The following is a 23,422-nucleotide window of genomic DNA, read 5'->3' on the forward strand; positions in this document are numbered from 1 at the left end:
AGGGAGAGTGCATGCTTTTTATATCAAGTGGACATATTGAAAGTGATGAAGCAGACCTTAAGAAAAATTCGGGTTGGGCATATAAATCTGAAGGGTTTGAGACGTGCATAATAAATAATGAAATATATATGATTTTTGGGGTTGTTTCAAGTAATGGAATTCAGTTTAAACTGGAAAACTATGTGAAAGAACCATGTCCGTTGCAAAATATTGAGCGTGACTTGAAATCTTGTAGTGGTTTTTTTGTTTTGTTCATATCTCTGATTCGGTCCGGATAACCACAAGCTTGTATTGTGGGATTGAAATTTTTACTGCAAAGATAAAAATAACAACATATGTATATCTTCAAGTTTTCAATTATTAACTTCTTTATCAAAAAATAAAACTTTAGATATAGAGTATTGTAAGTACTTTATCTACAACAGAGATGGGTTTAATGAAAATACGCTTTATAATGAAATAAAAAAAACACACTCAGGAACAGTATATATATTTGATAATAAAAGCATTGTTATGCGGAAAGCCTTTTATCCAAAAAAAAACACCTGATGCTCTTACAGAGATTGTTTCGGACGCCGTAAAAACCATTTTGAATTCATATTCTGATATCAATCTTTATTTATCCGGTGGTTTAGATTCAACTTATTTGTTTTTTATAATTAAAGAGTTAAAGTATGATTTCACAACTTACCATATAGGTCCGGAAAATGATCAGAATGACTCTGAAATTGATGATTTCAGATATCTTTGTAATTACTACAGTGTAAATGGCCAAGTTTTACATACAAAGAGATCAGAGATAATACCGCTCAATAATAGATCCTTACTTAACAACCCTAGATATGTAAAATTATTTAATAATAAAGTCACAAATAGTGAAGTGTATATAAATAAAACTAAGAGTGTACAAAGTGTATTTTTAGTGGACATGGAGGGGATAGTGTTTTTGTTCAAAATCCTTCAATAAAGATAATCAGAGATTGTTTTCATAAAGGAAAATTAACATTAGCCTTTAAGAAAGCACATGAGATTTCAATATTAAAAGGTAAAAATATATTTGAAACTATAATTCACTCACTAACAAGCACAGTCTCTTCTGTGGAATTAGTAAATTGGATGGATGAAAATAAATGTGATATACCTATTTCCCATCCATGGCTAGAAAGCCTTGATCACAGAACCGCAAGGTTTGATTATTTTAGCGAGTTAATCAGTTTGATATCAGGGAGTCAGTTTACGATGGCTGATTATTCCCTTGTGGTTTATCCATATTTATTCAACAGCGTCATAGCATCTCAGATGTCTATGAAGTATGAAGATACTTTTGACTCTCATTTTGACAGAATTCACGTCAGACAGGAAGGTAATGATAGATTTAATTGTGGTTACTTTTATAAAAAAGAAAACGGTCATCATCAGAACTGATTTTTAAAATACTTATGGAAAGTAACTGTTATATTTCAACGTTATTTTTAGATAATAAAGAATTTATAGAGATGATAGGTGTTGATGTTCAACGCCTCTTGAATTCATTAGAATATAATTCAAGCGTGTCTTTGCAGAGTGATTATGAGTGTATAATTCGTATCGCGAAACTTGTTGTGTTTAAAAATGCGTTAGAGGAAAAGGAATGAAGGATTTAATTGTGATTTTTAAAGGGTTGTTTCCATTGCTTTCTAAGAAAGCAAAATTTTCTGTATTCGCAATTGTTTTTTTGTCTTTTGTTTCAATATGTTCAGTCTCTTTTTCTCCTGTGTTAATGTCTAAAATAACAAACGACCTTGCCAGCAGTCAATATATTAATGTTGGGGGGGTAAATTTCCTTCTTTGGCTTGGTATATGTTATGTATTTTTGATCACCATAACCAAAGTTGTAAGTTTTACATCTGTATTCTTACAAAGCATGTTAAGAATCAGTTGCTTATCATCAGTAAGCAATAAATTCCTGGCCGAGCTATATAATAAAGAACAGGTTAAAGATACTGACGAAAACATAGGAAGTGTGGCGCAAAAATTGAATAATTTAACAAATGATTTATACGCCTTAATAAATAACATGGCATTTAATATAATACCTCCTGCTTTTCAGTTTTTTTTTAGTATTTTTGTGATTGTGCTCTCCGGTGATCACTTGGTTGCAAGTATATTTTTAATTTATATATTATTTTTTATTTCAGTAAATCATATGTTAACTAAAGGGGTTATAAAGTTCAGGGGGGATTTAATGAAATCAGGGGTGCATGCGTATACTTTATTATCTGATAGTGTTAAGAACATTTCTGCTGCGAAATCTTGTAATAGCTTTGATTACTTCTTTAAAAGATATTCTAACTATCTCCTCGAAGACGTTGCAATCCAAAAAAATACTGGAAAAAAATTCACTTCTTATTGGTTCAACTTCACTTTTAACATTATTGTTTTTTAGCGCAACTTTTCTTTTGACTTTATTTAGAACTATAAATAATGAAGTGACTATAGGTCATTTCGTAATGATTTCATCATACATTTTTCTGTTGTCTTCACCACTGGATAATATAGGGGCCATGCTAAGTCAGGTTAAGCAATCTATTTCTACGTTAAGTCCTTTCTTTTCTAATAAAACCAATAAAGAGAGTTCGGAACTGACTGGCTTTAGCCATCACCTTGAAGGTGTTGAAATTGAAATAAAAAATTTATCTTTTCATTATGGCGACTTTAAATTAATTAATGATATGAACCTAAGTATTTCATCTGGTGATTTTGTTACTATCAAGGGGCGCAGTGGTTCCGGAAAAACAACGTTGGCAAATATTGTTTCCAGAAAGTTGCCATCAAAAGATGGAACTGTATTTCTTAATAATGTTGATATTAATTCAATAAGTGAAAGAGAGTTGAGTGATGTAATTTATTTCGTTACTCAAGATGAATGTATATTCATGGATACCGTGGAATTTAATTTAAGGATTGCAAAACCCACTGCTTCAAAAGAAGAATTGTTGGATGCAATTAGATTGGCAAGTCTCTCTAATGATTTTCTCGCAATAAACAATGATGTGTTATCATTGAAACTGGGGGATAATGGTGAAACCTTGTCGGGCGGGCAAAAGCAAAGACTATCACTGGCTAGGTTATTTCTTAGAGATCCTAAACTTATCATTCTGGATGAAATAACATCCTCACTTGATTCTTTTAATGAAGATAATGTTATGAGGAACATAAGGGAAAAGTTCCCGGCGGCCACTATATTGAATGTTAGCCATAAAGACATCCTTAATAATAATTCTGATTTGATTATAACAATTTCAGATGGTGAAATTATTGCATTTGATTGCAAGTCTCTAACAACGGTTTAGAAATAGTTCCGTTATATTAAGGGCTCTTTCTCCTTCAGAACTTAAGCTCACCTGGCAGCCTGAGGAAGAGAATCTCAATAAGGTGGTAGCCGATCTGAGCCTCGACAAGGCCATGTAACACGGTGTTCAGGGTGAAACCAAGGTATCTGGAGGAAGTGTAAGGTTGATGTATAAGTGCATCTACCTATCGTTCAGATATCATGGTAATAAAGTTACAAGGCCACTCGGAAACGGGTGGCCTTGACCCCACCGCATGTTCACATTTGTACCAACAAAATTCATGAATTAATCGTTAATTTCAGCCCTGCACGGCAGGTTATGAGGTGCGGCGCAACATATAGGCGCGTTGGTAGCTGAGGATGATTTTACATTTTGTGCCGTATGTCCCGGCGCGGCATCAATTATGTGCGTTACGATGAAAGGCTAATAAAATTCAGTGACAAGGAGAATACGTTGGCACAACTCAGTATCAGGGGAGTAAGAAGCTACGCGCCCGACAAGTATATTCACCAGCTGCAGGCAAACCACGGCCTTTGGCCGCGCTGGTTTCTGCAAAAAGTGTAGCGGTATTAGACGCAGCTATTTAGTATATGTATGAAGAAAGTAACCAACAAACAAACATCATGTCCTGCAAGAAGAAGATAGAGGGATCGGTAAGTGTATGATTAATCGTATTCTGTGGGCGGTTATGAACTAAATGAACGACGGACTAAATTTAACATAATCAATCTTATACGCACTTAAGGTGTAGCAGCTAAATTGAGATGTCCGCCTCTGACCAAATAGACATGTCCGCGCTACAGTCTCTCCACAGCGATCGCTGCTTTCAAAGGATGAGATTCATGACGGCATACGAAACGGAGTTTTTCTCAATGAACGATGTGAACCGACTCAGGATCCTTCAGGATGTTATCGACCGGCGACTCATTACGCGTCTCGCGGCCAGCCGGCTGGAGATTTCTGACAGACACTGCCGACGGTTACTGGAGCGCTACCGTGAACATGGACCACTTTCACTTGTTAACCGTCGGCGTGGCCAGCCTGGCAACCGGCAACTGATACCGGGCCTCGCTGAACGTGCACTTCGTATTATCCGCGAGCGCTACTCTGATTTTGGTCCAACTTTAGCCTGTGAGAAGCTCGCCGAGGTTCATGGGCTGTACCTGGCCAAAGAGACGGTACGCAAGCTGTATTGCTGACTTTAATCGTCGGTTTGCCAGACCTTCAAAATACCCCAAAGATCTGCATCGACCCGTGTCTGAAAGCCACGAAGAGTTGGATGATATCTTTGCCTGGCAGGAACTGCGTAAGCTGTCTAAATCGCTGACATTCCGCTATGACAAAATGATATATCTGGTTGAGTCTACTGAAGAAAATACTCGCATCGCTGGTGAGAAAATAACAGTCTACGACTATCCAGACGGCACGCTGGCATTCAAATACGGTTACCGTTCACTCAAATATCAGGTGTTCGACAAACTGGAATGTGTCGATCAGGGCCAAATCGTTGATAACAAACGCCTTGGCGCCGTTCTTAAACTGGCACAGAGTAAAATGGATGAACTTGAACGTGATGGTAAACGTGGCCGAAGTAAAAAGATGCCCAAACGACGTGCACAGGCCAGAATTCAGGAGCAGCTCAGAGCAATTAATCCGGTTCTGGTTAACCCGGAGGAATTCAGGACCAGTCTGAAACGCTAGTCCCCTGCTCTGCCTGATTAACCTAAAGCTCTGGCCGTAATCACTGTCTGGGTTTAACGTGGTGCGTAGCCTTCTTCTTTCAAGGCTTTCTGTAATTTATCGATCGCGTCTTTCATAATTTAGGTGCTATGGAATAATCTAGAACAAGGCGGTATTAAGTTTTTATATTTGTAATTCCCCTGCAAACTTAGCAGGGGAGTATATTATAAATTGGTTTGTGGTAGCTGTATCAAGCTATGGTTAGCCATTTTTTCTTTCATACTCAAAACAATATAACCATTCGGAAACATTTTTTATAGCCTCCGGGTGTGAGTGTGTTGAGTGTATTAGCATCCCATCGTTTTGTGGAGCAAACTTAATAATTTTATGATCTCCAACTGGAGTTTCAGATGAAAAAATAAAAACGTCGGGGCAAAATATCAATCGCAAATCCCCATAAGCTATGGCCTTGGCTACAGCCAACCAAAATGAAAAAATTGCAACTGGTATTGCGGCAATAAGTAAAACATGAGGGATATCTTTCGATGGTTTCAAACGTTGCCAAGTGTGTGAAATAATGGTTAGTAAAAGGCTTACTAAAAATACTAAAATCCATGATTTTTCTTCAGGATAGAAGAACCATATTAATATGCTCATGAAAGTATAAAGTAGATAGCTTAAAACTGCTGACCAATGCGTTAGCTTTTTATGACTTACTTGAGCTTTTTTTAACTGAGAAAGAATTGCAAAACATCCTTCATGAAGTGAACTTACAAATCTCAAGCCTGAGTCTGCTTCATCACCAATTGCGTGATAAATCTCAATTTTCCTAAAGTCAACCGCTTCACGGCACTCGCTATTCTCAACTTCCTGCAAAAATTCTCTTTTATATTTTTTGGAAATCATTATCTCTGCAAATAATGAAACAAAAAAATCGCTGCAGCATAATTAATATTATACTGATCGAAAGGAACTAAAAACACTGCAAGTAACAATTGAATAGCCAAAGCTCCGCTGATATCAATAAGATTAATTAAAGTACCTGACGTTCTTTTTATTCTACATCGAAAGATGAACGGTGGCGACAAGAGACATACGCCTTGTATTTTTTGTGCAATATCATCTCGTAAATAAGACATTTCTCTTACAATAGCTGCCCCATGGCTATGGGCAATAATATAGTTATATTTTGCAGGGGAGCTTTCAATATGCTTTGCTAATTGTTCTGCCGCTTGCTTACGAGATGATGCAGAGTTTTTGCCATCCCATATAAATCGAGATATACCAACATTGGGATTTCTTGATCTAATTGATTTACACATTTCCGACTCTGGTTGAGTCCAAGACGCATTCGGCTCGAATGTTCCATGAACAAGGTGAACAATCACATCTTCTGATTCAGTATTAGCACTTTCATTCACAGTTATTCCTTTAGTCGGGGATGATATAAAACGCCATGCCGCTAAAACCCCTTTTTGCCAGACAGCATAATAGACGAGTGCAACGATTAGTATTATTGCGACTGGAATAGTTACAAGGCCTATGGAAATAGTTTTAATTACATATTGAAGAACTCCTTTATTATGCGTAAAGAAATAATATGCTATGGAGGAAACAAAGAGCACTAGCATAGCTAACATTACCCCGGACAAACCAAACAATACGATATATTTAATAACCCCGTAGTTTCCCATTGAAATGCCTTATATTTGGATAATCGATTATGTAACCAATCGGTTTTGTTGTATCAATTTGAGTTTCAAAAGAACATTGCTTGCTAGCAGTTATAAGTGATCGTAATTTCAGCTATAGATGAGCTGGACTAACATGGGTTCTGACCCACTATCTTATTTTACATAATTGTATGGATGTCTGCTATTGCCACAGAGCGGACATTTCAGCTTTGTCCTACCCCTGACATCTGAACTTAGCTTCGACATAAGCTGTAGGATCTCAATGCTAATGTCTATTTGGGGGCTGCGGATGTTTTCCTGGACTGTTATGTTGTGAGACGGAATGCATTGGCAAGCTGCCGATATCTAGCAGCGTTACATTGATAATGTGGAAGACAGCATTTTGCGGTCTTCATAAAAAACAACGCAATTATCATTTAACCAACTATGACAAGGGCTTGGTGCAGTATTGAAGTCGGCGCAGGAAAAGATGGATGACCTGTCACGGGAGGGAAAACGGGGCAGGAGTAAAAAGATGCCCAAACGACGGGCACAGGTCAGAGTTCAGGAGCAATTCAGGGCCATCAACCAGGTACTGGTCAATCCGGCAGATTTCAGGGCCAGTCTGAAACGTTAACCCCTGCCCTATTAGTCATATCTATATTATTGTGAAAAGTTTTTGTCCGAAAAACAGTCGGGAAAAATTTACATTTTCCCCTAGGTCTCTGTTCGGTGATACTGCCAGATCACTGGTGTGTTAAAACAGATCAATTATTCTGGTGGTAAGACTTCGCTCAATTAGTCGTTCCGTCACAGAAGTGCAGATAGTGTCGGGTGCCATCCCTGATTCTCCGAAGGAGCAATCCCCTTTGCCGCTCGTGACCCTTTTAGGGTTATCCCGTCGACCATGGTTGGCGGTGCATTAGCTGATGGTTTGTCGTGTTCTTTGGTTGTACCTTAATGGCACCACGGCGGATTATTTGTCCTGGCAATCACCTATACGGTAGGTTACGTCGGATGTATCTGTTTTCTATTATTACTGGAACCGTCGCCACCGGCGCGATGTATTCGGTATTAAAATTGTCAAGTGCTGCGAAGAATGAGCCGGTGACAGCCGAGCGAGGAGTCGAGAAAACTGGGGGTAAGTGACGAACCTTTGCCTTGCTGAGTGAATCGAACATCAAAAAAGTAACTTTCTTCACCTTCTGTGGCCCAATGACGATAATATTGCCTGAATGGTATAGTAAACCTGTTGGAAGCAGTTCCGCCATTTTTCCAGGAAGAAGATTACGATGAATGTCATTCAGCCCCGTATGCTCTCTGTTTTTGATTTTGACGGCACACTAACACGGCATGACAGCTTTATCCCTTTCTTGCGCTTTGCATTTGGCTACAGAACATTCAGTCGCCGGATCGTCACAATGACACTGCCTGCGCTGAGATGCATGGGGAAGAGAATGACCCGGGATGAGCTAAAAGAAACGCTCATTACCACTTTTCTCACTGATGTTGACGAGAAGTGGGTATCAACAAAAGCTGAACAATTTTGCCAGGTCTACTGGGGGCGTCTGATGCGTCCTTCTGGACTAATGGCTGTGGCAAATGAAGTGACCTCTGGAGCGGTAGTGACCTTATGTTCTGCTTCACCAGAGATCGTGCTTCGACCCTTTGCTGAGCGTCTCGGTATCAGACTGATTGGCACGCAGCTTGAGGTCAACGAGGGTAAACTCACCGGTCGTATCAGCGGGCATAACTGTCGGTGCATTCAGAAAATAATCCGGCTGGAAAAAGAGTATGGACCACTGAAAGACTACCATCTGCGGGCATGGGGAGATACCAGGGGTGATTACGAACTACTGTCTGCCGCTACTGATCCCCACTGGAGACAGTTCCATTCAGGATGGCGTCGGGGGAAAGTGCCTTTAGAACTGACTATCAGATAAATTATCGCCCCTGTATCGGGGCGAATTCTTACAGAATACCTTCTTTCTTCGCCAGCTCCAGCCAGTCTCTGAACTCTTCCAGCAGTTTCTCGTACAGCTCTTCGTCCCGGATGTTGGCAAAGTTGTCGATGGCAAAAAAGTTGCTGTTATCAACGCGACGGTCGCTAAAAGTGTCCAGCTTTTCAAGGATCCCGTAATTTGACCCACCGAGTCCCACGAACTTCCAGAAGATGGGGTAATTGGCCGAGCGACGTATGGCCTCTTTAATTTCACGGGTTTTGCTAATACCTCCATCCGTGATACAGACGACATAAACCGGCAGTGTGCTGTCTTTAAAGAAATCAATCACGTCATTCATGACCGGCGGTTCATTGTTAGTTCCGCCCAGCCCTGGCAGGAGTTCCCAGGTTGACCGGTTTCCAGTACTCTGGATCCCGGCGATATAACCATCAAGATTGTCCAGAGTAACATCGGGATATTTCTTGTGGCGTTCTGCAAACCCCCACACATCCATCGCACCGTCATCATCGAACTGTACTGACAGGACTGCAATGCGATCGAGAACAGACTGTACATGTCCTCTTTTAAACTGACCCGTCATAGAGCCTGAGGCATCGAGTACAAAAGCCACTCGGGCTTCAACGGTATCCAGCTTATGTTTGGCAAGAGAAACACTGGCTTTTTTTGCCAGGCTGATGAGCGCTGGTGCTTTTCCTTCCAGCTTTTTCTCCAGACTGATCCGGACTGGTTGTGACGGGGTGTCTGCAGGTTGTGCGACATCAACACCGTAGCTGATCGCCAGAGGCTCCAGCCCGCCGTTAAACCCCAGCCCTTGCGCCCGAAGCTTCCAGTTACCCTGGTAGCGGTAAACTTCACCCATAACGACAGCTTTCTCAGAGCGTCCATTGAGTTCGACATTGAAATCAGCCACACCAGGAGATGACAGTCTGAGCTGCGACAGCCCGCTAATCGTATCATCGCCGTCTATCACCAGCGTGACAGCGATTTTCTGAATGGACGCGGGGATTCGCCCCAGATCAAATTGAATGCTCGAATGCTTGTCGCTGCGGAGCAGTCTTACGCTGCCATCAGCCGCACTGAGGTTGTTGTAAAAGAGAAAGTCATTATCTCCCGTCACTTTTCCGTCGGCATTCAGCATAAACAGACAGGTTTCGGGTTCACTCCGGAAGGTGGGTGAAGTCGGGTAATCAAGTCTGAGTTCAAGAGAGGAGGTGTGCAGCGGGATGTTCTGTCCTGATTGTAATTGCATTTTGGCCCTCTGTGGCAGTGATAAACGGTGACCCTATTGCGATAAAAAAACCCCGGTAAGCCCGGGGTTTCATTGGGGTATTTATCAGATGTTGATGCCATGCTGTTGTGCCAGCGCACCCAGGCCACCAGCAAACCCCTGCCCGACTGCTTTAAATTTCCATTCAGCGCCATGGCGATAGAGTTCGCCGAAGATCATCGCGGTCTCCGTCGACGCGTCTTCAGACAGGTCAAAACGTGCAATTTCAGCGCCGTTATCGTTGTTCACAACACGCATGTAGCTGTTGCTGACCATACCGAAGTTCTGTTTACGGGCATCAGCTTCATGAATAGTCACGGCAAACACCAGTTTTTTGACTTCAGCACCGACTTTAGACAGTTCGATTTTGACCTGTTCATCATCACCTTCGCCTTCGCCGGTACGGTTGTCACCCTGATGCTGAACTGCGCCGTCCGGGCTGGTGGTGTTGTTATAGAAAACGAAATGAGAGTCAGACAATACTTTACCATCGTCACCGACCAGGAATACTGAGGCGTCGAGGTCAAATGCCTGACCATCGGTGACTCGTGCATCCCAGCCAAGGCCTGCCAGCGCCACATTCATGGAAGGGGCTTCTTTGGTCAGTGAAACGTTACCGCCTTTTACGAGAGATACAGCCATTTTTTACTCCTGTTAATCGTCTATAACGGGGCCAGCAAACTGGCCCCTTAGAATTAAATCGGGAAAGTTACTTTTTATCAGGACGCGTTGATACCGTACTGCGCACAAACAGACGCCAGACCACCGGCATAACCCTGTCCTACTGCACGGAATTTCCACTCGCTGTTATGACGATACAGCTCACCAAACAGCATGGCCGTTTCAGTTGACGCATCTTCTGTCAGATCGTAGCGAGCTACTTCTGTCTGATTGTCATCGTTCACCAGGCGGATAAACGCACCTGAGACCTGGCCGAAACTCTGGCGGCGGGCCTGTGCGTCATGAATAGTGACAACAAAGATAATTTTGTCCACATCACCAGGAACGGCATCCAGTTTGATTTTCAGAGACTCATCGTCGCCGTCACCTTCGCCGGTACGGTTATCACCGGTATGAGTCACGGAGCCATCAGCAGATTTCAGGTTGTTGTAGAAAATAAAATCAGCATCGCCACGGACCTTACCGTTTGCCGCCAGCAGGAAAGCAGAGGCATCCAGGTCAAAATCCTGACCATCAGTAGAACGGGCATCCCAGCCGAGACCGACCAGAACGTTTTTCATCGTAGGCGCTGCTTTGCTCAGGGAAACGTTGCCGCCTTTTGATAGTGAAACACTCATCGATATATCCTCTTTCGTTAATCGCAAATTGATAGTTGCTAACTGTTAATGAGCAGAAATCAGCTCTCTTTGTTTTCTGCTTCCGGTTTTTCCGGGAAGATGACGCTGGCAAGGATACCCAGTGCAAGCACACCTAATACAACATACAGGCTGGTCGTTGCTGAGAGGCTGTAACCATGATGCCAGATATGATCTGAGGCGTTGAGGCCCAGCTTGAATGCAATGAAGAACAGCAGCACGATAACCGCCTTCTCCAGCTGAGACAGGTACTGTTTCAGGGCTTCCAGGACAAAATAAAGGGTACGCAGACCCAGAATAGCGAACATCATCGCGCTGTACACAATCAGGGGTTCACGACTGACCGCAATGATTGCCGGAACAGAGTCGAATGCAAACATCACATCAGAGAGTTCCACGACGGCCACACACAGCATCAGAGGCGTTGCATACAGAGCCGCCTTTTTAACCCGCCCAACAGTGACATCTTTGTTTTCAGGCTTAGCCAACTCGATGTCGACTTCTTTCTGGGTTAGCAGGAACGCATGCCCGTTAAGTTTCGGCCAGATAGGGAAGAAACGTTTGACCAGACGATAAGCGAGGTGCTGGGAGTAATCTTCAATTTCATCACCGTCATCACCACTTTTAAGCATCATAACAGCAGTCCAGGCAACGACGGCCGCAAAGACCAGCTCTACGTAAGGACCAAGGCTGAGCAACCCGGTACCGATCGCGACGAAGATGCCCCTGAATACGATGGCTCCAATGATCCCCCAGTACAGTACACGGTGGCGATAACGGTCAGGTACAGAGAACCATGAGAAGATGGCCATCATGACAAACAGGTTATCAACCGAGAGTACTTTCTCAAGCGCATACCCTGTGACAAACAGGCTGGCAACTTCCGCACCGTGATGGACGTAGAGGAAACCGGCAAATGCCATCGCAACGATGACCCAGAAAATGGACCATAAGGCCGCACTTTTCAGGGAAATTGGCTTGTCATGTCGGTGCATGAACAGGTCAATAAAGATGGCCCCGAGCGACAGTGCAATAAAAACAGTCACTGTTTCAGCCGGAAAACCGATGTGTGTGGAAACCATAGCGTACCTTTAACGGATGTTTATCAGAGGCCGAATTCAGCCGGGTCAAAGCCCAGTGAACGGGCAATTTCACGAACGGCACTTTTCTCATCATCGTCAAAATTGCCGTCACTTTTGGCGACAGCAATACCGACGCGAAGAGCCAGCTGTGCAGCTTCAGGCTGGTCTTTCAGAGCGAGAATGTATTTCATCGTCTCGCCTTTACCGATTTCCAGATCGAAGTCGAAGCTGGTCACCAGTTTGTTGAAGAATTCGATGACCTCAGAGGTATCGAAAACCTTCAGTTCTTCAGAGGAACGAAGGAAACCGATCATCTTCTGTTTTTCTTCCGCGCTGACACCGTCACTGGCAACGGCGATACGGGCACATACCGCGACGGTACCCTGCATAAATTTCTTGTTTTTGTACCGGCCAACCTGACGGGTCAGTTCCTCGCGTCCAGAGGTCAGCGCCCCTTTTACTTTGTCGAAAAAACTCATTTTCACATCCTCATCAATTCGGTTATTTGGAACCTTTAGACCAGCGAAATCCCCAGCCAAAGGCACGGTCCATATCCGCCTGGCCCCCGAAGAACTGATTAATACGCTCTACCCGGATTGACCCGTTGTCATTCACCAGACGGGCAATGGCACACATCGTGAGCTTGTTATCCCCTTCGGTCAGACGCGTTTCAATGGGAGGCTGCTCCGGTATATGGAGCGTCACCACACCATCGGTTTTATCCCAGCTGGGTACGCCCTGGTAGATAAAGGCATAAATCAGTACCTGGCTGATTTGCTTCCACTCACGGCCGTTAATATGCAGCCATTCGCCATCAGAGGCTTCCCCGGTACGATCATCGCCCTGAAGCTGAACATAGGGCTCGTTATGATAGTCACCAAAGGCATTGCCAAGTGCCTGGACAACGGACTTGTGACCGTCCTTTAGCTCGACGAAAGCCCCTAAATCAAGGTCAATCGCTTTATTCGAGCCGAACATTCCGCCGAGTAAGCCACCGGAAGCGGCTCCACGATGCCAGTTAAGGTTGATGCGGATCTCACCAAAGTTGTCCTTCTTGGCAAGGCTTATTGCCGGTTTTTCTTTGGTCAGCGTAACTTTACTCAGGTTGACCTTAGGCTGGGCTGGAGGTGCTGGAGGTGCTGGAGGTGCTGGAGGTGCTGGTGGAGGCGTTGGCGTCGCAGGAACTGGGTCATCCGCCACGTTCACACCAAAGTATTCGGCGAGAGGTTTCAACCCGCCGTTAAAACCCTGAGCGATAAAACGGAACTTCCACTCAGCATTACGCCGGTAGAATTCACCGAGGATAAGAGCGGCTTCCTGGCGTCCGGTCAGTTCAACGTGACCACTGATCAGTTCAGTAGTACCGCTTTCAACCAGGATAGAAAGATTATTCAGCGCTGAGACAGTGTGGCTACCGTCACAGGTCACCGTAAACGCTACTTTCTGCACCTCGGATTTGAGGCGGCTGAGGTTTACGATAAAAGAGCTGTTATTTCCCTCAGTTTGAAAACTGACAGTGCCGTCGTCGTTACGGGGCTGTCCGTAGAAGACCATATCTGCGTCACCCAGTACTTTTCCATTGGCGAACAGACGGAAAGCAGAAGCATCGACGGGGCCGCCGGAGAGGATCCGTACACGGAGTTCCTGTGTTGGGACGGGGGCATTTCCCCCTGGTGTCAGGTTCATGCGCTGACAACCGTTTTAACAATGTCAGAGTGCATATCGTCAATTGTACGGCCACTACTGGCTTTACCATGGGCAGTAAAATCCCAGTTACCATTATTGCGGCGCAGAGAGGCGATGATGATCCCGGTATGTGATCCCTGTTCGGTGAGTTTGTAGCGGGCCAGTTCTTTGTTGGTCTGATCAACGACGCGGCAGAATGCGTTATCTACATCGTTGAAGGTTTGACCACGGAAGCTGTTGACGGTGAAAGCAAGGTATTCAACCTTTACAGGCAATTTGCTGAGAAAGACATTAATGACCTCATCGTCGCCATCGCCGTCACCTGTCAGGTTATCGCCGGTATGCACCACGGAGCCGCAGGTTGATTTCAGTTTACGAAACCAGATCGTGTCAATTTTATTACCAGCACTGTCCAACAGAACGCAACCCGCATCCAGATCGATAGAATCATTGCCGCCAAATAAGCCCCCAAAAAGTCCCTTTTTCTTTAGAGGATCCCATCCAAGGCCAAACTGGAGTTGACTTAGCGCGGTAGATTGTTTGCTGAGTGATACCGTCTGGTTTTTACTTAAAGAAACCATATTCATTCCTTAAAAGGTATTGACTGAAACAATGAGTATTTAATAGTAAATCATGTACGATGAAAATCATATCATGACAAAGTTCTCTCGCAAGATAAAAACTGGTAGGTTTTTGTTATTTACCTTTCATTACATTGTGTTGCTGGCTGATTTTTAATGGTAATAATATGAATATATTGATATTTTGTATTTCCTTTGCTGTTCCATAAACAGCCAGTGTTTATCATATTATGATTGACATAGCACGGGGGTGTTCATAGACTCAATAATCTGTATTTAGCCCCCTTTCCTCTTCAGGAAAATAAAACAAAAGATGAAAAAGAAAATTTGGTTTATGGAAGGTTTGTCATCTCAGCGAGACATTATTCTGGGTGTGAAGTCTTTTGCAGAAAAAAACAAACAAGACATTGAGGTTTTTTCTTCTCACCGGAAAGAGCGAAATGAGATTCTGTCTGTTTCTGATGCATCATTTATCGAACCGAAAAATGAAGATGATCGTCTTTCCTTTATTCATTCAGTCACAACGCTTCATGGAATTAACGCAATTCATACCGGACGTAACTGTAAGTGGTTTGAAAGCCGTCGGGATGCCATTCAAAGCCCTTCTGTCAGTCTGACAACTGGGGCGACAGGAACTGAATGGTTCGAGGTTGCCGACGAGAAAGTTACTTTTTCTGAGTTCATGGAAAAAAACGGACTCCCGGTAGTGCCATCTGTTCGCGTTAGTTCCCCAAACGAACTTTGCACTCTGCTTATTCAATCACCCTTTCCTTCTGATTGTCTCTGCATTAAACCCGTGACCGGCATTTATGGCATGGGATTCTGGCGTTTTGATGACAACGTGTCCCCTGTCGCATTTTTGAATAATCCGGATAACCGGGTCATCCGCCCCTCACAGTATCTGGCCGCACATGCACAGGTCGAGACATTCACTCCTCAGATCCTGATGCCGTATTTACCCGGGCCTGAATATTCGGTGGACATAGTGGTCAGTAAGGGGGAAGTCCTTGCTGCTATAGGGCGGCGTAAGGAAGGTGCGCTCCAGTATCTGGAAAATGAAGGTGAGGCTATTGAGCTTGCCGCTACCTGCGCACGATTGATGCATGCCGATGGAATGGTCAATGTACAGACCCGCAATAATGCCGAAGGCAAACCTCTGCTGCTGGAAATTAACATGCGCCCGTCAGGAGGAATCGGTTATACGCGACACAGCGGTGTGAATCTGCCTGGCCTGTATGCCTTTCATACTCTGGGGCTGATGGATGCCAGTCAGGTCAGACAGTCAGCGAGAACTGATTTTTCTCCTGCGGTCGTCCGCTCTGTCACAGACACTATTCGGTATCCTGTGTCATTGACTAACAGAATTGATTAATGGAGATGAATATGTCGGTAATGGAAAATGATTTCGTTTACCAAAAGACATTATCCTGTGGGCGAATTGAGGTGAGCAGCGATACGTCCGGGTATCCCCTTTCCGACCTCTTTGATATTGCCGAGCGGCGGAATCCCAAACGCGCATTTCTTTTTGTCAGTAAAGTGCTGGGTCGCCACATTCCTGTCTCGCCTGGGGTGATGCGAGGTGTATACGCTCAACTGGCGGAGCAGTTCCTTGATGTTCTGGACGGGCCGGTAGTTTTTATCGGGATGGCTGAAACAGCAGTCGGTCTCGGAGCTGGGGTGTTTGATGAGGTACGTAAACACCGTGCCGATTGTGTCTATCTGACATCAACACGTCACCCCGTCGATGGCGAACTGCTGTGCGAGTTTAAAGAAGAGCACAGTCATGCCACTGATCATTTGATCTACCATCCATCAACGCCGGAGATGCGGCGCACAGTAGCAGAAGCACAGACGCTGGTGCTGGTGGATGATGAAGCCACGACAGGTAAAACGTTTCTTAATCTTCTGGCCTCATTGCGTGCATCCGACGCACTCCCGCAGGTACGGCAGGTTATTGCTGTCACGCTGACGGACTGGAGCGGAGAGGCCCTCAGTAAGGAGAGCCCCTTGCCCATCCACGCGGTATCACTCATTTCTGGTCACTGGCGTTGGACGCCTGACCCGGATGCCCCGCTTCCTGTCATGCCCCCGGTCAATGTGACCTGCAGAGGAAACATCCCGGTTACCGGCAAACAGTCCTGGGGACGGGTCGGTATGCAGACACCGGCCAGTGACCTGGGCCTTAAGGTTAAGGTCTCCCACGGGGAAAATATTCTGGTGCTGGGGACCGGCGAATTCGTCTGGGAACCGTTCCTTCTGGCTGAACGGCTGGAAACTGCAGGTGCTCAGGTACTATACAGTTCCACGACCCGATCACCGATTTCTACCGGCTATGCTATCCAGTCTGCTATTTCCTTCAGCGATAACTACGGTCTGGGGATCCCGAATTTTGTTTACAACGTCGCCCACCAGCGATTTGATCGCATCCTGCTTTGCACCGAAACTCCGGCGTCAAGTGTGGATCCCCGTCTCCTTGAGGCGCTTTCCGCAGTTGCACCAGCCGTAGAGGTGATTACCTATGAATAAACCTGTCGTATTCAGCGATCTCGATGACACCCTGTTTCAGACCCGCCGAAAAATGGTGGATGAACTAGCCCTTGAACCGTTCCGGACCGGTGCACTGGATCGCAGCCTTACGCCAAGGAGCTTTATGACCAAAGAGCAGGCCATGCTGGTGGACTGGTTGCTGGAACATGCGGACCTCATCCCGGTGACCGCACGAGGCACTGAGGAAATCAGCAGAGTACAAGTCCCCTTCCGCTCATGGGCTGTAACCACCCATGGAGCGGTGATCCTTCGCCCGGATGGCACGCCAGACAGCGACTGGAAGGCCCATATGCTGGAGAGCCTGTCCTCCTACACCGACCGGTTAACGTCGATGCAACACCTCATCACTGAGCTTATGGATGCCAGGGGGATTAATGCATGGGCACGGCTCAACTATGAATATGATGATACCCCGGTGTATCTGGTTATGAAGCACTGCGACAGCACGAAGCTTGATGAACTGAACGCCATTGGTGATGAGATCGAACACGTTTTCTCGACTGAAGGGTTCTACATTCACCGCAACAGTAACAACATCGCCTGGTTACCCTGCCCGGTTGAAAAAGGACTCGCTGTTTCCTGGTTACTGGAAAAACTCCGGCAGGAGCGCGGTGTGTTCCCGGTGATAGGGCTGGGAGACAGTCTGAGTGATCATCGGTTCATGAAACTGTGCAGCTGGTTTGGTGTTCCACGGCAGAGCCAGTTTGCTGAGGCCATTTCGCAGCGTATTTTTGGAGAGCAATAAGATGTCTCACTTCGCCCCGTTTTCTGGTTCGTATAAACCGGACGATGTTCATTTTTTGCTGAAACCCATTGCCATGGAGATGACGCCGGTTGAACTGAAGGAAGAGCTGATTCAGTCAGGGAAAATGCATTACTCCGACATGTTAAGTCAGGAGCCAGAACCTACCCGCTGGCACCTGGACCTTTTTGCTCGTGCGCTAGACACTGGAGCAGCCCGGCTGGCGCGAGAGGTTTCTCAGCTTGCCCGTGAAATGTCCTTGCGTGCCGGTGAAGAACCCATTGTTCTGGTCAGTCTGGTTCGCGCCGGAGTACCCCTGGGGGTGATGCTGCATCAGGCACTGCGGGCAATGGGAAAACAGTCTTACCATTATGGGATCAGCATTATCCGCGACAGAGGTATTGATGCCGCTGCTCTTGATTATATCGAATCACGCCATGGCACAGACGGAATTGTGTTTGTTGATGGCTGGACGGGGAAAGGAGCCATTACCGGTGAATTGTCCCGCACGCTGAAAGATCGTCCCGGTTATCCGGAACAGCCTCGCCTGGTTGTGCTGGCTGACCCCTGCGGATGTGCATGGCTTGCCGCCAGCGACGATGACTGGCTGATCCCGTTCGGTATCATGGGTGCGCCCGTTTCAGGTCTGATTTCACGTTCTGTCTGGGCCGAAGAAGGCCTGCACGGGTGCGTGGTATGCGATCACCTTCAGTCTTTTGAATGCAGTCAGATGCTGGTGGACACGGTAGCAAATTTCCGGGAACAGTTTGACGGACAAGACCTGCCACCTTCCGGCTGGGACGTCGGGAACAATGCAGCGCGCTGGCAGCTGAGCAGGGACGTCATCGGAGGGCTGGCTGAACAATATGAGGTGGACAGTATTAACAGGATCAAACCGGGCATCGCTGAAGCGACCCGGGCGGTTCTGCGTCGTGTGCCAGATCATGTGTTTGTCCGGCAGATGGATGACCCGGATGTCGCGCTTCTGGTCGGTCTGGCAAAAGAGAAAGGCATCGCGGTGACGGAAGCCGGGAATGCACTCGGCCAGTATCGTGCAGTTACCATCATCAAAAAGGTACGCTGATGAAAAAACAATTCACCCCATGGGAACTGGGCGCAACGCTGTACATGCCTGCAACCCGAAAGGATCTTGTTGAAGTGGTTCTGGACGGGAAAATACCCGGCCTGCGGTCTCTGGTGGTGTGCCTGGAAGATGCCGTCAGCGAACATGATGTTCCTTTTGCTCTTCAGAATCTCTCACTGTTTTTGCAACAGCTGAATGAATCTAAATTTCTCCACGGAAACGACGAATGGCCGTTGATCTTTATTCGCCCCCGTCATCCGGACATGGGGCGCTGGCTGACAACGAATGTGGATCTGAGTGTGGTCGATGGTTTTGTCCTGCCAAAGTTTACCCGCTCCACGCTGCCGGTGTGGTGGGACATTATGGCCGATACCGGGTTGAGCATGATGCCAACACTTGAAACCGAAGATGTCTATGACGTGCTGAAAATGCAGACTCTGGCCTCTGAGCTGTCGAACCACGCCTGTCGGGAACGTATTATTGCACTGCGTATCGGGGGGAACGATTTGATGAACGTGGTATCTCTGCGACGTCCACGGTCTTTGACTCTTTATGACACGCCGATGGGATATGTTATTAAAATGCTGGTTTCGGTATTTGCCCCGCGTGATTTTGCGCTGACGGCCCCCGTGTGCGAACACATTGATGACCACGGGATTATGGCGCGTGAGCTGGCGATGGATATTGCTCACGGGCTGGTGGGGAAAACAGCAATTCATCCGGACCAGATCAGTATAATTGAGGGGGCACTGAAGGTTTCTCCAGGCGAACATTCTGACGCACTGCGAATTCTGAACTCCAGGCAGGCGGTCTTTAAATCACAGGGTGCGATGTGTGAACCGGCGACCCACCGGCGGTGGGCTCAAGGCATCCTGGTCCGGGGCCAGGTTTACGGACTGACGACCGGACAGAACACAGACGGGATCAGGCTGCTCCCGTTCTCTCAACAGCAATAAGGGGCAGTACATGGGATTCAGATTCAGGAAGTCGATCAGCATCATTCCCGGCGTCAGGATAAACCTGAGTAACGGCACGCCCAGTCTGAGCATCGGCCCGCGCGGGGCGTCTCTTTCTGTTGGAAAACGTGGCACCTATGCCAATCTGGGACTTCCCGGTACCGGGCTGAGTTACCGTACACGAATAGACCAGACTGCACGGGGGCGTCAGGACAACAGTACGCAGACAGTTCCGGGGGTGAGGGAAGACCTTGAGCAGGAAGCTGAAAGACTGATGTCTGTCCTGAATGCCATCACGAATATTCATGAACTCTCCCCGTCTCCGGCTGACGGAAACACCTGGGCATCGCTCGAAGCGCATTATCTTCAGCTCCATCAGGGGGAATTCGACCTGCCCGCGCCCGTACGTCCGTCAAAACCTGAGTATTCCCCCCTCCCGCACGCTCCTGATGAACATTCCGGGCGAGGTTTTCTGGGTGGACTGTTTGAAACCGAATCCGCCCGGATTGAGCGACAGAATGCTAACCATAGTCGGTGGCAACAGGAAGTCGCAGATATTGATCGAGAAAACACGCTTCTTCAGCACCGGTATGAGACACAACGTGTGGCCTGGGCTGAACAGTATGCAGAATGGCAATTCCAGGCCCAGGAGCATAAGAAGAAATCAGCACTTTCGGTGGCCGGTACCCGTGCACAATTCCGTACTGACGCCCGATTCTTTGAAAACTGTCTCGCAGAGGTGTTCGCGCAGACGGAATGGCCGCGAGAAACCCTGGTGACCTTTGAGGTTCGACCTGACGAATCCACTATCTGGATCGATGTTGATTTACCTGAAATTGAGGATATGCCTGATAAGGTGTATGCCGTCAACGCCCGGGGTACGGATATTACGGAGAAAGCGATGACACAAAAAGCGGTCCGGGGAAATTATGCGAGACACGTCCACGGCATCCTGATGCGTTTAGCTGCTATCGCATTTCAGACCCTTCCGTTTGAGTTTGTCGTGCTTTCCGGCTTTACTCAGAGGGTCAGCAAACATACGGGGTACCTTGAGAATGAATACATTCTTTCCTGCAGGATAGACCGCCATCATATGGAAAAAATAAATTACACGAACCTTGAAGATGTGGATCCTATTGCGGTACTGAGTGTTCAGCCACTTATCCGGAAAATGAGTACCACTTTCCTGTTTCAGCCCATTGATCCTATTACGTTAAATGCAGGCTCCAGTTGACTATGCAACTCAATTCCCGACAGGAACGAATTTATACTCTGGCAAATTTACTGGGTACGGGAAAACCCGTTTCTGCGGAAAAAATCATCGGAACACTGGGTTGTTCCGAACCCACCCTTAGCCGGGCGCTAAAGGAACTTCGCGAATCTTATGCTGCGGATATCAAATACAGTAAGGCTGGTCATTCTTATCAGCTTGTGTCTTTCGGACAACTTGATAAAAAAACATTACGCCGGATGAATGAAGCACTCTCTCAACATGCTGAACTACGGTCTCAGGGTATTTCGACAAAAGTGTTGCTGGATAAAGACCTGAAAACGACGGTCTCATTATCCATTCGACGTCGGATACTTCGGAAAATCGATAGACTAGCGAAACTCACCGGCACATCCCGAAGCGAGGCGGTTGAGACACTGGCTGAAATGAAGATCGAGGACTTTATTAAGGTCCATCAGCTTAAGAACAGACCCGAGTAGGCCATTCAGGGAAGAAAAACGAACCATAAAAAGTGACTAAACCTTGCAGTTGAAAATTAATCTGTCAATGATCCATATTGCCAACTATCAACAATGGAATGTGAGAGGTGCTGACCATGCAAATCATTTACCCTGATAACTATCTCAACCAGAACAGCCCTGATGAGGCTTTCGAGCAGGAGTATTTCCGCGCACGTGAAAGAGGGATACATTGTGTGTTACTGGCATCTGAAAAAGTGGATGCAGGGAAATACATATTTTCAGATACTTTTGAATCGCATGTTCCCGTTATCTGGCGAGGGTGGATGCTTAGTAAAGAGGAATATTGTTGTCTGCATAATGCAGTGACGGAAAATGGTGGGAAAATGCTTGAGTCTACTGATGAGTATATACGCAACCACCACATAACAGGCTGGTATGAACATTGTAAGACATATACACCTGAAACCATATTCACGACTCCGGATGCTGATTTTGAAAGCGTGGTGAACCAGCTCAACTGGGGATCGTTCTTTGTTAAGGATTATGTGAAGTCTCTAACCACGTCTCGTGGTTCAGTGGCAAAAGATGCAGGAGAAATAAGAGAAATACTGAAAATGCTCGCTCACTTTCGGGGATGTATTGAAGGGGGAGTCAGTCTGAGACGTGTTGAAAAACTTGCAAGTAACAGCGAGCGCAGATATTTCGTGCTCAACAACCACGTTTTTTCTGCTGATGATCAGGTACCGGGAATAGTTCGGGAAATTTCAACATGTATAGATACCCCGTTTTATTCAATTGATATGGCAGAGGATATTGACGGCCAGCTGCGCCTGATTGAAATAGGTGACGGACAGGTGTCTGATACTAAGGAATGGAACGTTGAACGGTTGGTTGCAGCGTTTCAAAAGTCTGGAATTTGAACCACAGTACAGGCCGATTGTCGTTAATGGTACACTCTGGACTCAGAGCAACCGAAGTCCAGATTTTTTTCAGATTAATCATAATCTGTTTCTCCTGCATTACAGATTATACAGACAGATAATGATTCAGTCAGCTGAGAGTAGTATATGTTTGAAAACCATGTGACCCTACTGGTTTTATTATTTCTGTAAATAAGTTCTAAAGCATGTAGTGGCGATTTTGCTCAGGAAAAATGGAGTTTTCAAGGTTGATTTTTATCTTCCATATGACTTTCTCTTCTCTGGACATTGCCAGTATTCGATGTCATTTTATCTCTGTGCATTGCTGCATAGTATCCACTGTCATAATGAATAAGAGGAGGGAGGTTTTTAGAAGTGTGCTCTATATATGCACTAAGACTTTCGTAAACATCACATTGCAATATTTCATGAGGGTTATCAACAAATATACAATGCAGAATCTTATTTCTGACGTTTATTGCTTTCACTAAGTAAGGGGTTTCCAATAAATGATAATGTGTTCTTTTTGGCGGTGTCATCAACCCATAAGCAGAGTGGCGGAATTTATAACGCAATCTTGATTTCAAAGAAAGACTGAATTTTTTATCTAATTTGTGACTCACAATCATTTTGACGGAGGAAAAAGGCAAAGTATAGGTAGTAATATGAAGTTGTGGGAGGTTTTTGATTTCGTCAATTTTTAACTTGAGCAATGAGTGCCTGTAAATTTCCAGAATTTCGTGATGCAACTTTTCCGTGATTGAGATTTGATCAATGAATACGCGTCCCTCCGCAACATCATCGACTGATAAATTTCCAACTTTATCTTCTAGCGAATCTGGATAATACCTGACTGTCATCACATCCACTCCGACATTTACATATCACCATTAAAATCAA

The 23,422-nt window shown here is 45.7% G+C and carries 25 protein-coding genes and 4 pseudogenes; 18 read left to right on the plus strand and 11 right to left on the minus strand.

Translation table 11 applies throughout. The annotated features are described in order from the left end of the window. Positions 1–11: 11 nt before the first annotated feature. The 7 genes and pseudogenes from ACMYSO_RS25870 to ACMYSO_RS25900 form a co-directional block, all read left to right on the plus strand. Positions 12–278 carry a hypothetical protein gene (locus tag ACMYSO_RS25870; RefSeq protein ID WP_434671008.1) on the plus strand — a complete coding sequence of 89 codons (267 nt, stop codon included), beginning with the start codon at positions 12–14 and terminating at the stop codon, positions 276–278. A gap of 230 nt (positions 279–508) precedes the next feature. Further along, positions 509–967 (plus strand): asparagine synthase-related protein, encoded by a 459-nt coding sequence (locus ACMYSO_RS25875; RefSeq protein ID WP_434671046.1) that lies wholly within the window; start codon positions 509–511, stop codon positions 965–967. A gap of 149 nt (positions 968–1,116) precedes the next feature. Further along, positions 1,117–1,425 carry a hypothetical protein gene (locus ACMYSO_RS25880; RefSeq protein ID WP_434671009.1) on the plus strand — a complete coding sequence of 103 codons (309 nt, stop codon included), beginning with the start codon at positions 1,117–1,119 and terminating at the stop codon, positions 1,423–1,425. A gap of 205 nt (positions 1,426–1,630) precedes the next feature. Continuing rightward, a complete protein-coding gene (locus ACMYSO_RS25885; RefSeq protein ID WP_434671010.1) occupies positions 1,631–2,425 on the plus strand; it encodes an ABC transporter transmembrane domain-containing protein in 795 nt (264 codons plus the stop codon). Beyond that, positions 2,349–3,332 (plus strand): ATP-binding cassette domain-containing protein, encoded by a 984-nt coding sequence (locus ACMYSO_RS25890; protein WP_434671011.1) that lies wholly within the window; start codon positions 2,349–2,351, stop codon positions 3,330–3,332. Before ACMYSO_RS25885 ends, ACMYSO_RS25890 begins: the two co-directional genes overlap by 77 nt. A gap of 842 nt (positions 3,333–4,174) precedes the next feature. Continuing rightward, positions 4,175–4,522 (plus strand): annotated as a pseudogene (locus tag ACMYSO_RS25895) (helix-turn-helix domain-containing protein); the annotation flags it as partial. Position 4,523: 1 nt separating this feature from the next. Continuing rightward, positions 4,524–5,033 (plus strand): annotated as a pseudogene (locus tag ACMYSO_RS25900) (ISNCY family transposase); the annotation flags it as partial. 53 nt (positions 5,034–5,086) lie between these two features. On the opposite strand, the gene ACMYSO_RS25905 reads toward ACMYSO_RS25900, so the two are convergent. From ACMYSO_RS25905 to ACMYSO_RS25915, 3 genes are all read right to left on the minus strand, one after another. Further along, positions 5,087–5,149, minus strand: a complete 63-nt coding sequence (locus ACMYSO_RS25905) for a DUF7706 family protein (protein WP_434671047.1) — start codon at positions 5,147–5,149, stop codon at positions 5,087–5,089. Positions 5,150–5,273: 124 nt separating this feature from the next. Continuing rightward, complete coding sequence (locus ACMYSO_RS25910; RefSeq protein ID WP_434671012.1) at positions 5,274–5,918, minus strand: hypothetical protein; 645 nt, start codon at positions 5,916–5,918, stop codon at positions 5,274–5,276. After that, complete coding sequence (locus ACMYSO_RS25915; RefSeq protein WP_434671013.1) at positions 5,918–6,706, minus strand: hypothetical protein; 789 nt, start codon at positions 6,704–6,706, stop codon at positions 5,918–5,920. The genes ACMYSO_RS25910 and ACMYSO_RS25915 overlap by 1 nt, the downstream gene beginning before the upstream one ends. Before the next feature lie 436 nt (positions 6,707–7,142). On the opposite strand from ACMYSO_RS25915, the pseudogene ACMYSO_RS25920 reads away from it, so the two are divergent. The 3 genes and pseudogenes from ACMYSO_RS25920 to ACMYSO_RS25930 form a co-directional block, all read left to right on the plus strand. Continuing rightward, positions 7,143–7,322, plus strand: a pseudogene (locus ACMYSO_RS25920) (ISNCY family transposase); the annotation flags it as partial. 213 nt (positions 7,323–7,535) lie between these two features. Next, positions 7,536–7,834: pseudogene (locus ACMYSO_RS25925) on the plus strand (fructose-specific PTS transporter subunit EIIC); the annotation flags it as partial. Between the two features lie 143 nt (positions 7,835–7,977). Further along, complete coding sequence (locus ACMYSO_RS25930; protein WP_434671014.1) at positions 7,978–8,628, plus strand: HAD family hydrolase; 651 nt, start codon at positions 7,978–7,980, stop codon at positions 8,626–8,628. A gap of 28 nt (positions 8,629–8,656) precedes the next feature. Here ACMYSO_RS25930 and ACMYSO_RS25935 read toward each other — a convergent pair whose 3' ends face one another. The 7 genes from ACMYSO_RS25935 to ACMYSO_RS25965 form a co-directional block, all read right to left on the minus strand. Beyond that, on the minus strand, positions 8,657–9,898 hold the full coding sequence (locus ACMYSO_RS25935) for a VWA domain-containing protein (protein WP_434671015.1): 1,242 nt from the start codon (positions 9,896–9,898) through the stop codon (positions 8,657–8,659). Positions 9,899–9,982: 84 nt separating this feature from the next. Beyond that, complete coding sequence (locus ACMYSO_RS25940; RefSeq protein ID WP_434671016.1) at positions 9,983–10,558, minus strand: TerD family protein; 576 nt, start codon at positions 10,556–10,558, stop codon at positions 9,983–9,985. Between the two features lie 77 nt (positions 10,559–10,635). Next, a complete protein-coding gene (terD, locus tag ACMYSO_RS25945; protein WP_434671017.1) occupies positions 10,636–11,214 on the minus strand; it encodes a tellurium resistance membrane protein TerD in 579 nt (192 codons plus the stop codon). A 59-nt stretch (positions 11,215–11,273) separates the two neighbouring features. Continuing rightward, positions 11,274–12,314 carry a tellurium resistance membrane protein TerC gene (gene terC, locus ACMYSO_RS25950; protein ID WP_434671018.1) on the minus strand — a complete coding sequence of 347 codons (1,041 nt, stop codon included), beginning with the start codon at positions 12,312–12,314 and terminating at the stop codon, positions 11,274–11,276. A gap of 23 nt (positions 12,315–12,337) precedes the next feature. Next, positions 12,338–12,793, minus strand: coding sequence for a tellurium resistance membrane protein TerB (gene terB, locus ACMYSO_RS25955; protein ID WP_069476615.1), 456 nt, complete (start codon positions 12,791–12,793; stop codon positions 12,338–12,340). Between the two features lie 22 nt (positions 12,794–12,815). Next, on the minus strand, positions 12,816–14,000 hold the full coding sequence (locus tag ACMYSO_RS25960; protein ID WP_434671019.1) for a TerD family protein: 1,185 nt from the start codon (positions 13,998–14,000) through the stop codon (positions 12,816–12,818). Continuing rightward, the gene (locus ACMYSO_RS25965) at positions 13,997–14,581 is read right to left on the minus strand and encodes a TerD family protein (protein ID WP_434671020.1); all 585 of its coding nucleotides are present in this window, start codon (positions 14,579–14,581) and stop codon (positions 13,997–13,999) included. Before ACMYSO_RS25965 ends, ACMYSO_RS25960 begins: the two co-directional genes overlap by 4 nt. Positions 14,582–14,894: 313 nt before the next feature. Here ACMYSO_RS25965 and ACMYSO_RS25970 point away from each other — a divergent pair, with 313 nt between their 5' ends. From ACMYSO_RS25970 to ACMYSO_RS26005, 8 genes are all read left to right on the plus strand, one after another. Then, positions 14,895–15,953, plus strand: coding sequence for an ATP-grasp domain-containing protein (locus tag ACMYSO_RS25970; RefSeq protein WP_434671021.1), 1,059 nt, complete (start codon positions 14,895–14,897; stop codon positions 15,951–15,953). Between the two features lie 11 nt (positions 15,954–15,964). Then, on the plus strand, positions 15,965–17,107 hold the full coding sequence (locus ACMYSO_RS25975) for a phosphoribosyltransferase domain-containing protein (protein WP_434671048.1): 1,143 nt from the start codon (positions 15,965–15,967) through the stop codon (positions 17,105–17,107). Further along, complete coding sequence (locus ACMYSO_RS25980) at positions 17,100–17,873, plus strand: hypothetical protein (protein WP_434671022.1); 774 nt, start codon at positions 17,100–17,102, stop codon at positions 17,871–17,873. Before ACMYSO_RS25975 ends, ACMYSO_RS25980 begins: the two co-directional genes overlap by 8 nt. Before the next feature lies 1 nt (position 17,874). Then, positions 17,875–18,954 carry a cysteine protease StiP family protein gene (locus ACMYSO_RS25985; protein ID WP_434671023.1) on the plus strand — a complete coding sequence of 360 codons (1,080 nt, stop codon included), beginning with the start codon at positions 17,875–17,877 and terminating at the stop codon, positions 18,952–18,954. Beyond that, entirely contained in the window at positions 18,954–19,910 is a 957-nt protein-coding gene (locus ACMYSO_RS25990; protein ID WP_434671024.1) for an HpcH/HpaI aldolase/citrate lyase family protein, read from the plus strand. The genes ACMYSO_RS25985 and ACMYSO_RS25990 overlap by 1 nt, the downstream gene beginning before the upstream one ends. Positions 19,911–19,920: 10 nt before the next feature. Next, the gene (locus tag ACMYSO_RS25995) at positions 19,921–21,144 is read left to right on the plus strand and encodes a DUF4236 domain-containing protein (RefSeq protein WP_014839881.1); all 1,224 of its coding nucleotides are present in this window, start codon (positions 19,921–19,923) and stop codon (positions 21,142–21,144) included. A gap of 2 nt (positions 21,145–21,146) precedes the next feature. After that, positions 21,147–21,620, plus strand: coding sequence for a tellurium resistance protein TerW (locus tag ACMYSO_RS26000; protein WP_069476609.1), 474 nt, complete (start codon positions 21,147–21,149; stop codon positions 21,618–21,620). Between the two features lie 116 nt (positions 21,621–21,736). After that, on the plus strand, positions 21,737–22,522 hold the full coding sequence (locus tag ACMYSO_RS26005) for an ATP-grasp domain-containing protein (RefSeq protein ID WP_434671025.1): 786 nt from the start codon (positions 21,737–21,739) through the stop codon (positions 22,520–22,522). A gap of 242 nt (positions 22,523–22,764) precedes the next feature. On the opposite strand, the gene ACMYSO_RS26010 is transcribed toward ACMYSO_RS26005, so the two are convergent. Continuing rightward, positions 22,765–23,385, minus strand: coding sequence for a hypothetical protein (locus ACMYSO_RS26010; protein ID WP_434671026.1), 621 nt, complete (start codon positions 23,383–23,385; stop codon positions 22,765–22,767). Positions 23,386–23,422 lie beyond the last annotated feature (37 nt).

This window comes from Klebsiella sp. B345 (genome assembly GCF_051131735.1).
Classification (GTDB): Bacteria; Pseudomonadota; Gammaproteobacteria; order Enterobacterales; family Enterobacteriaceae; genus Klebsiella.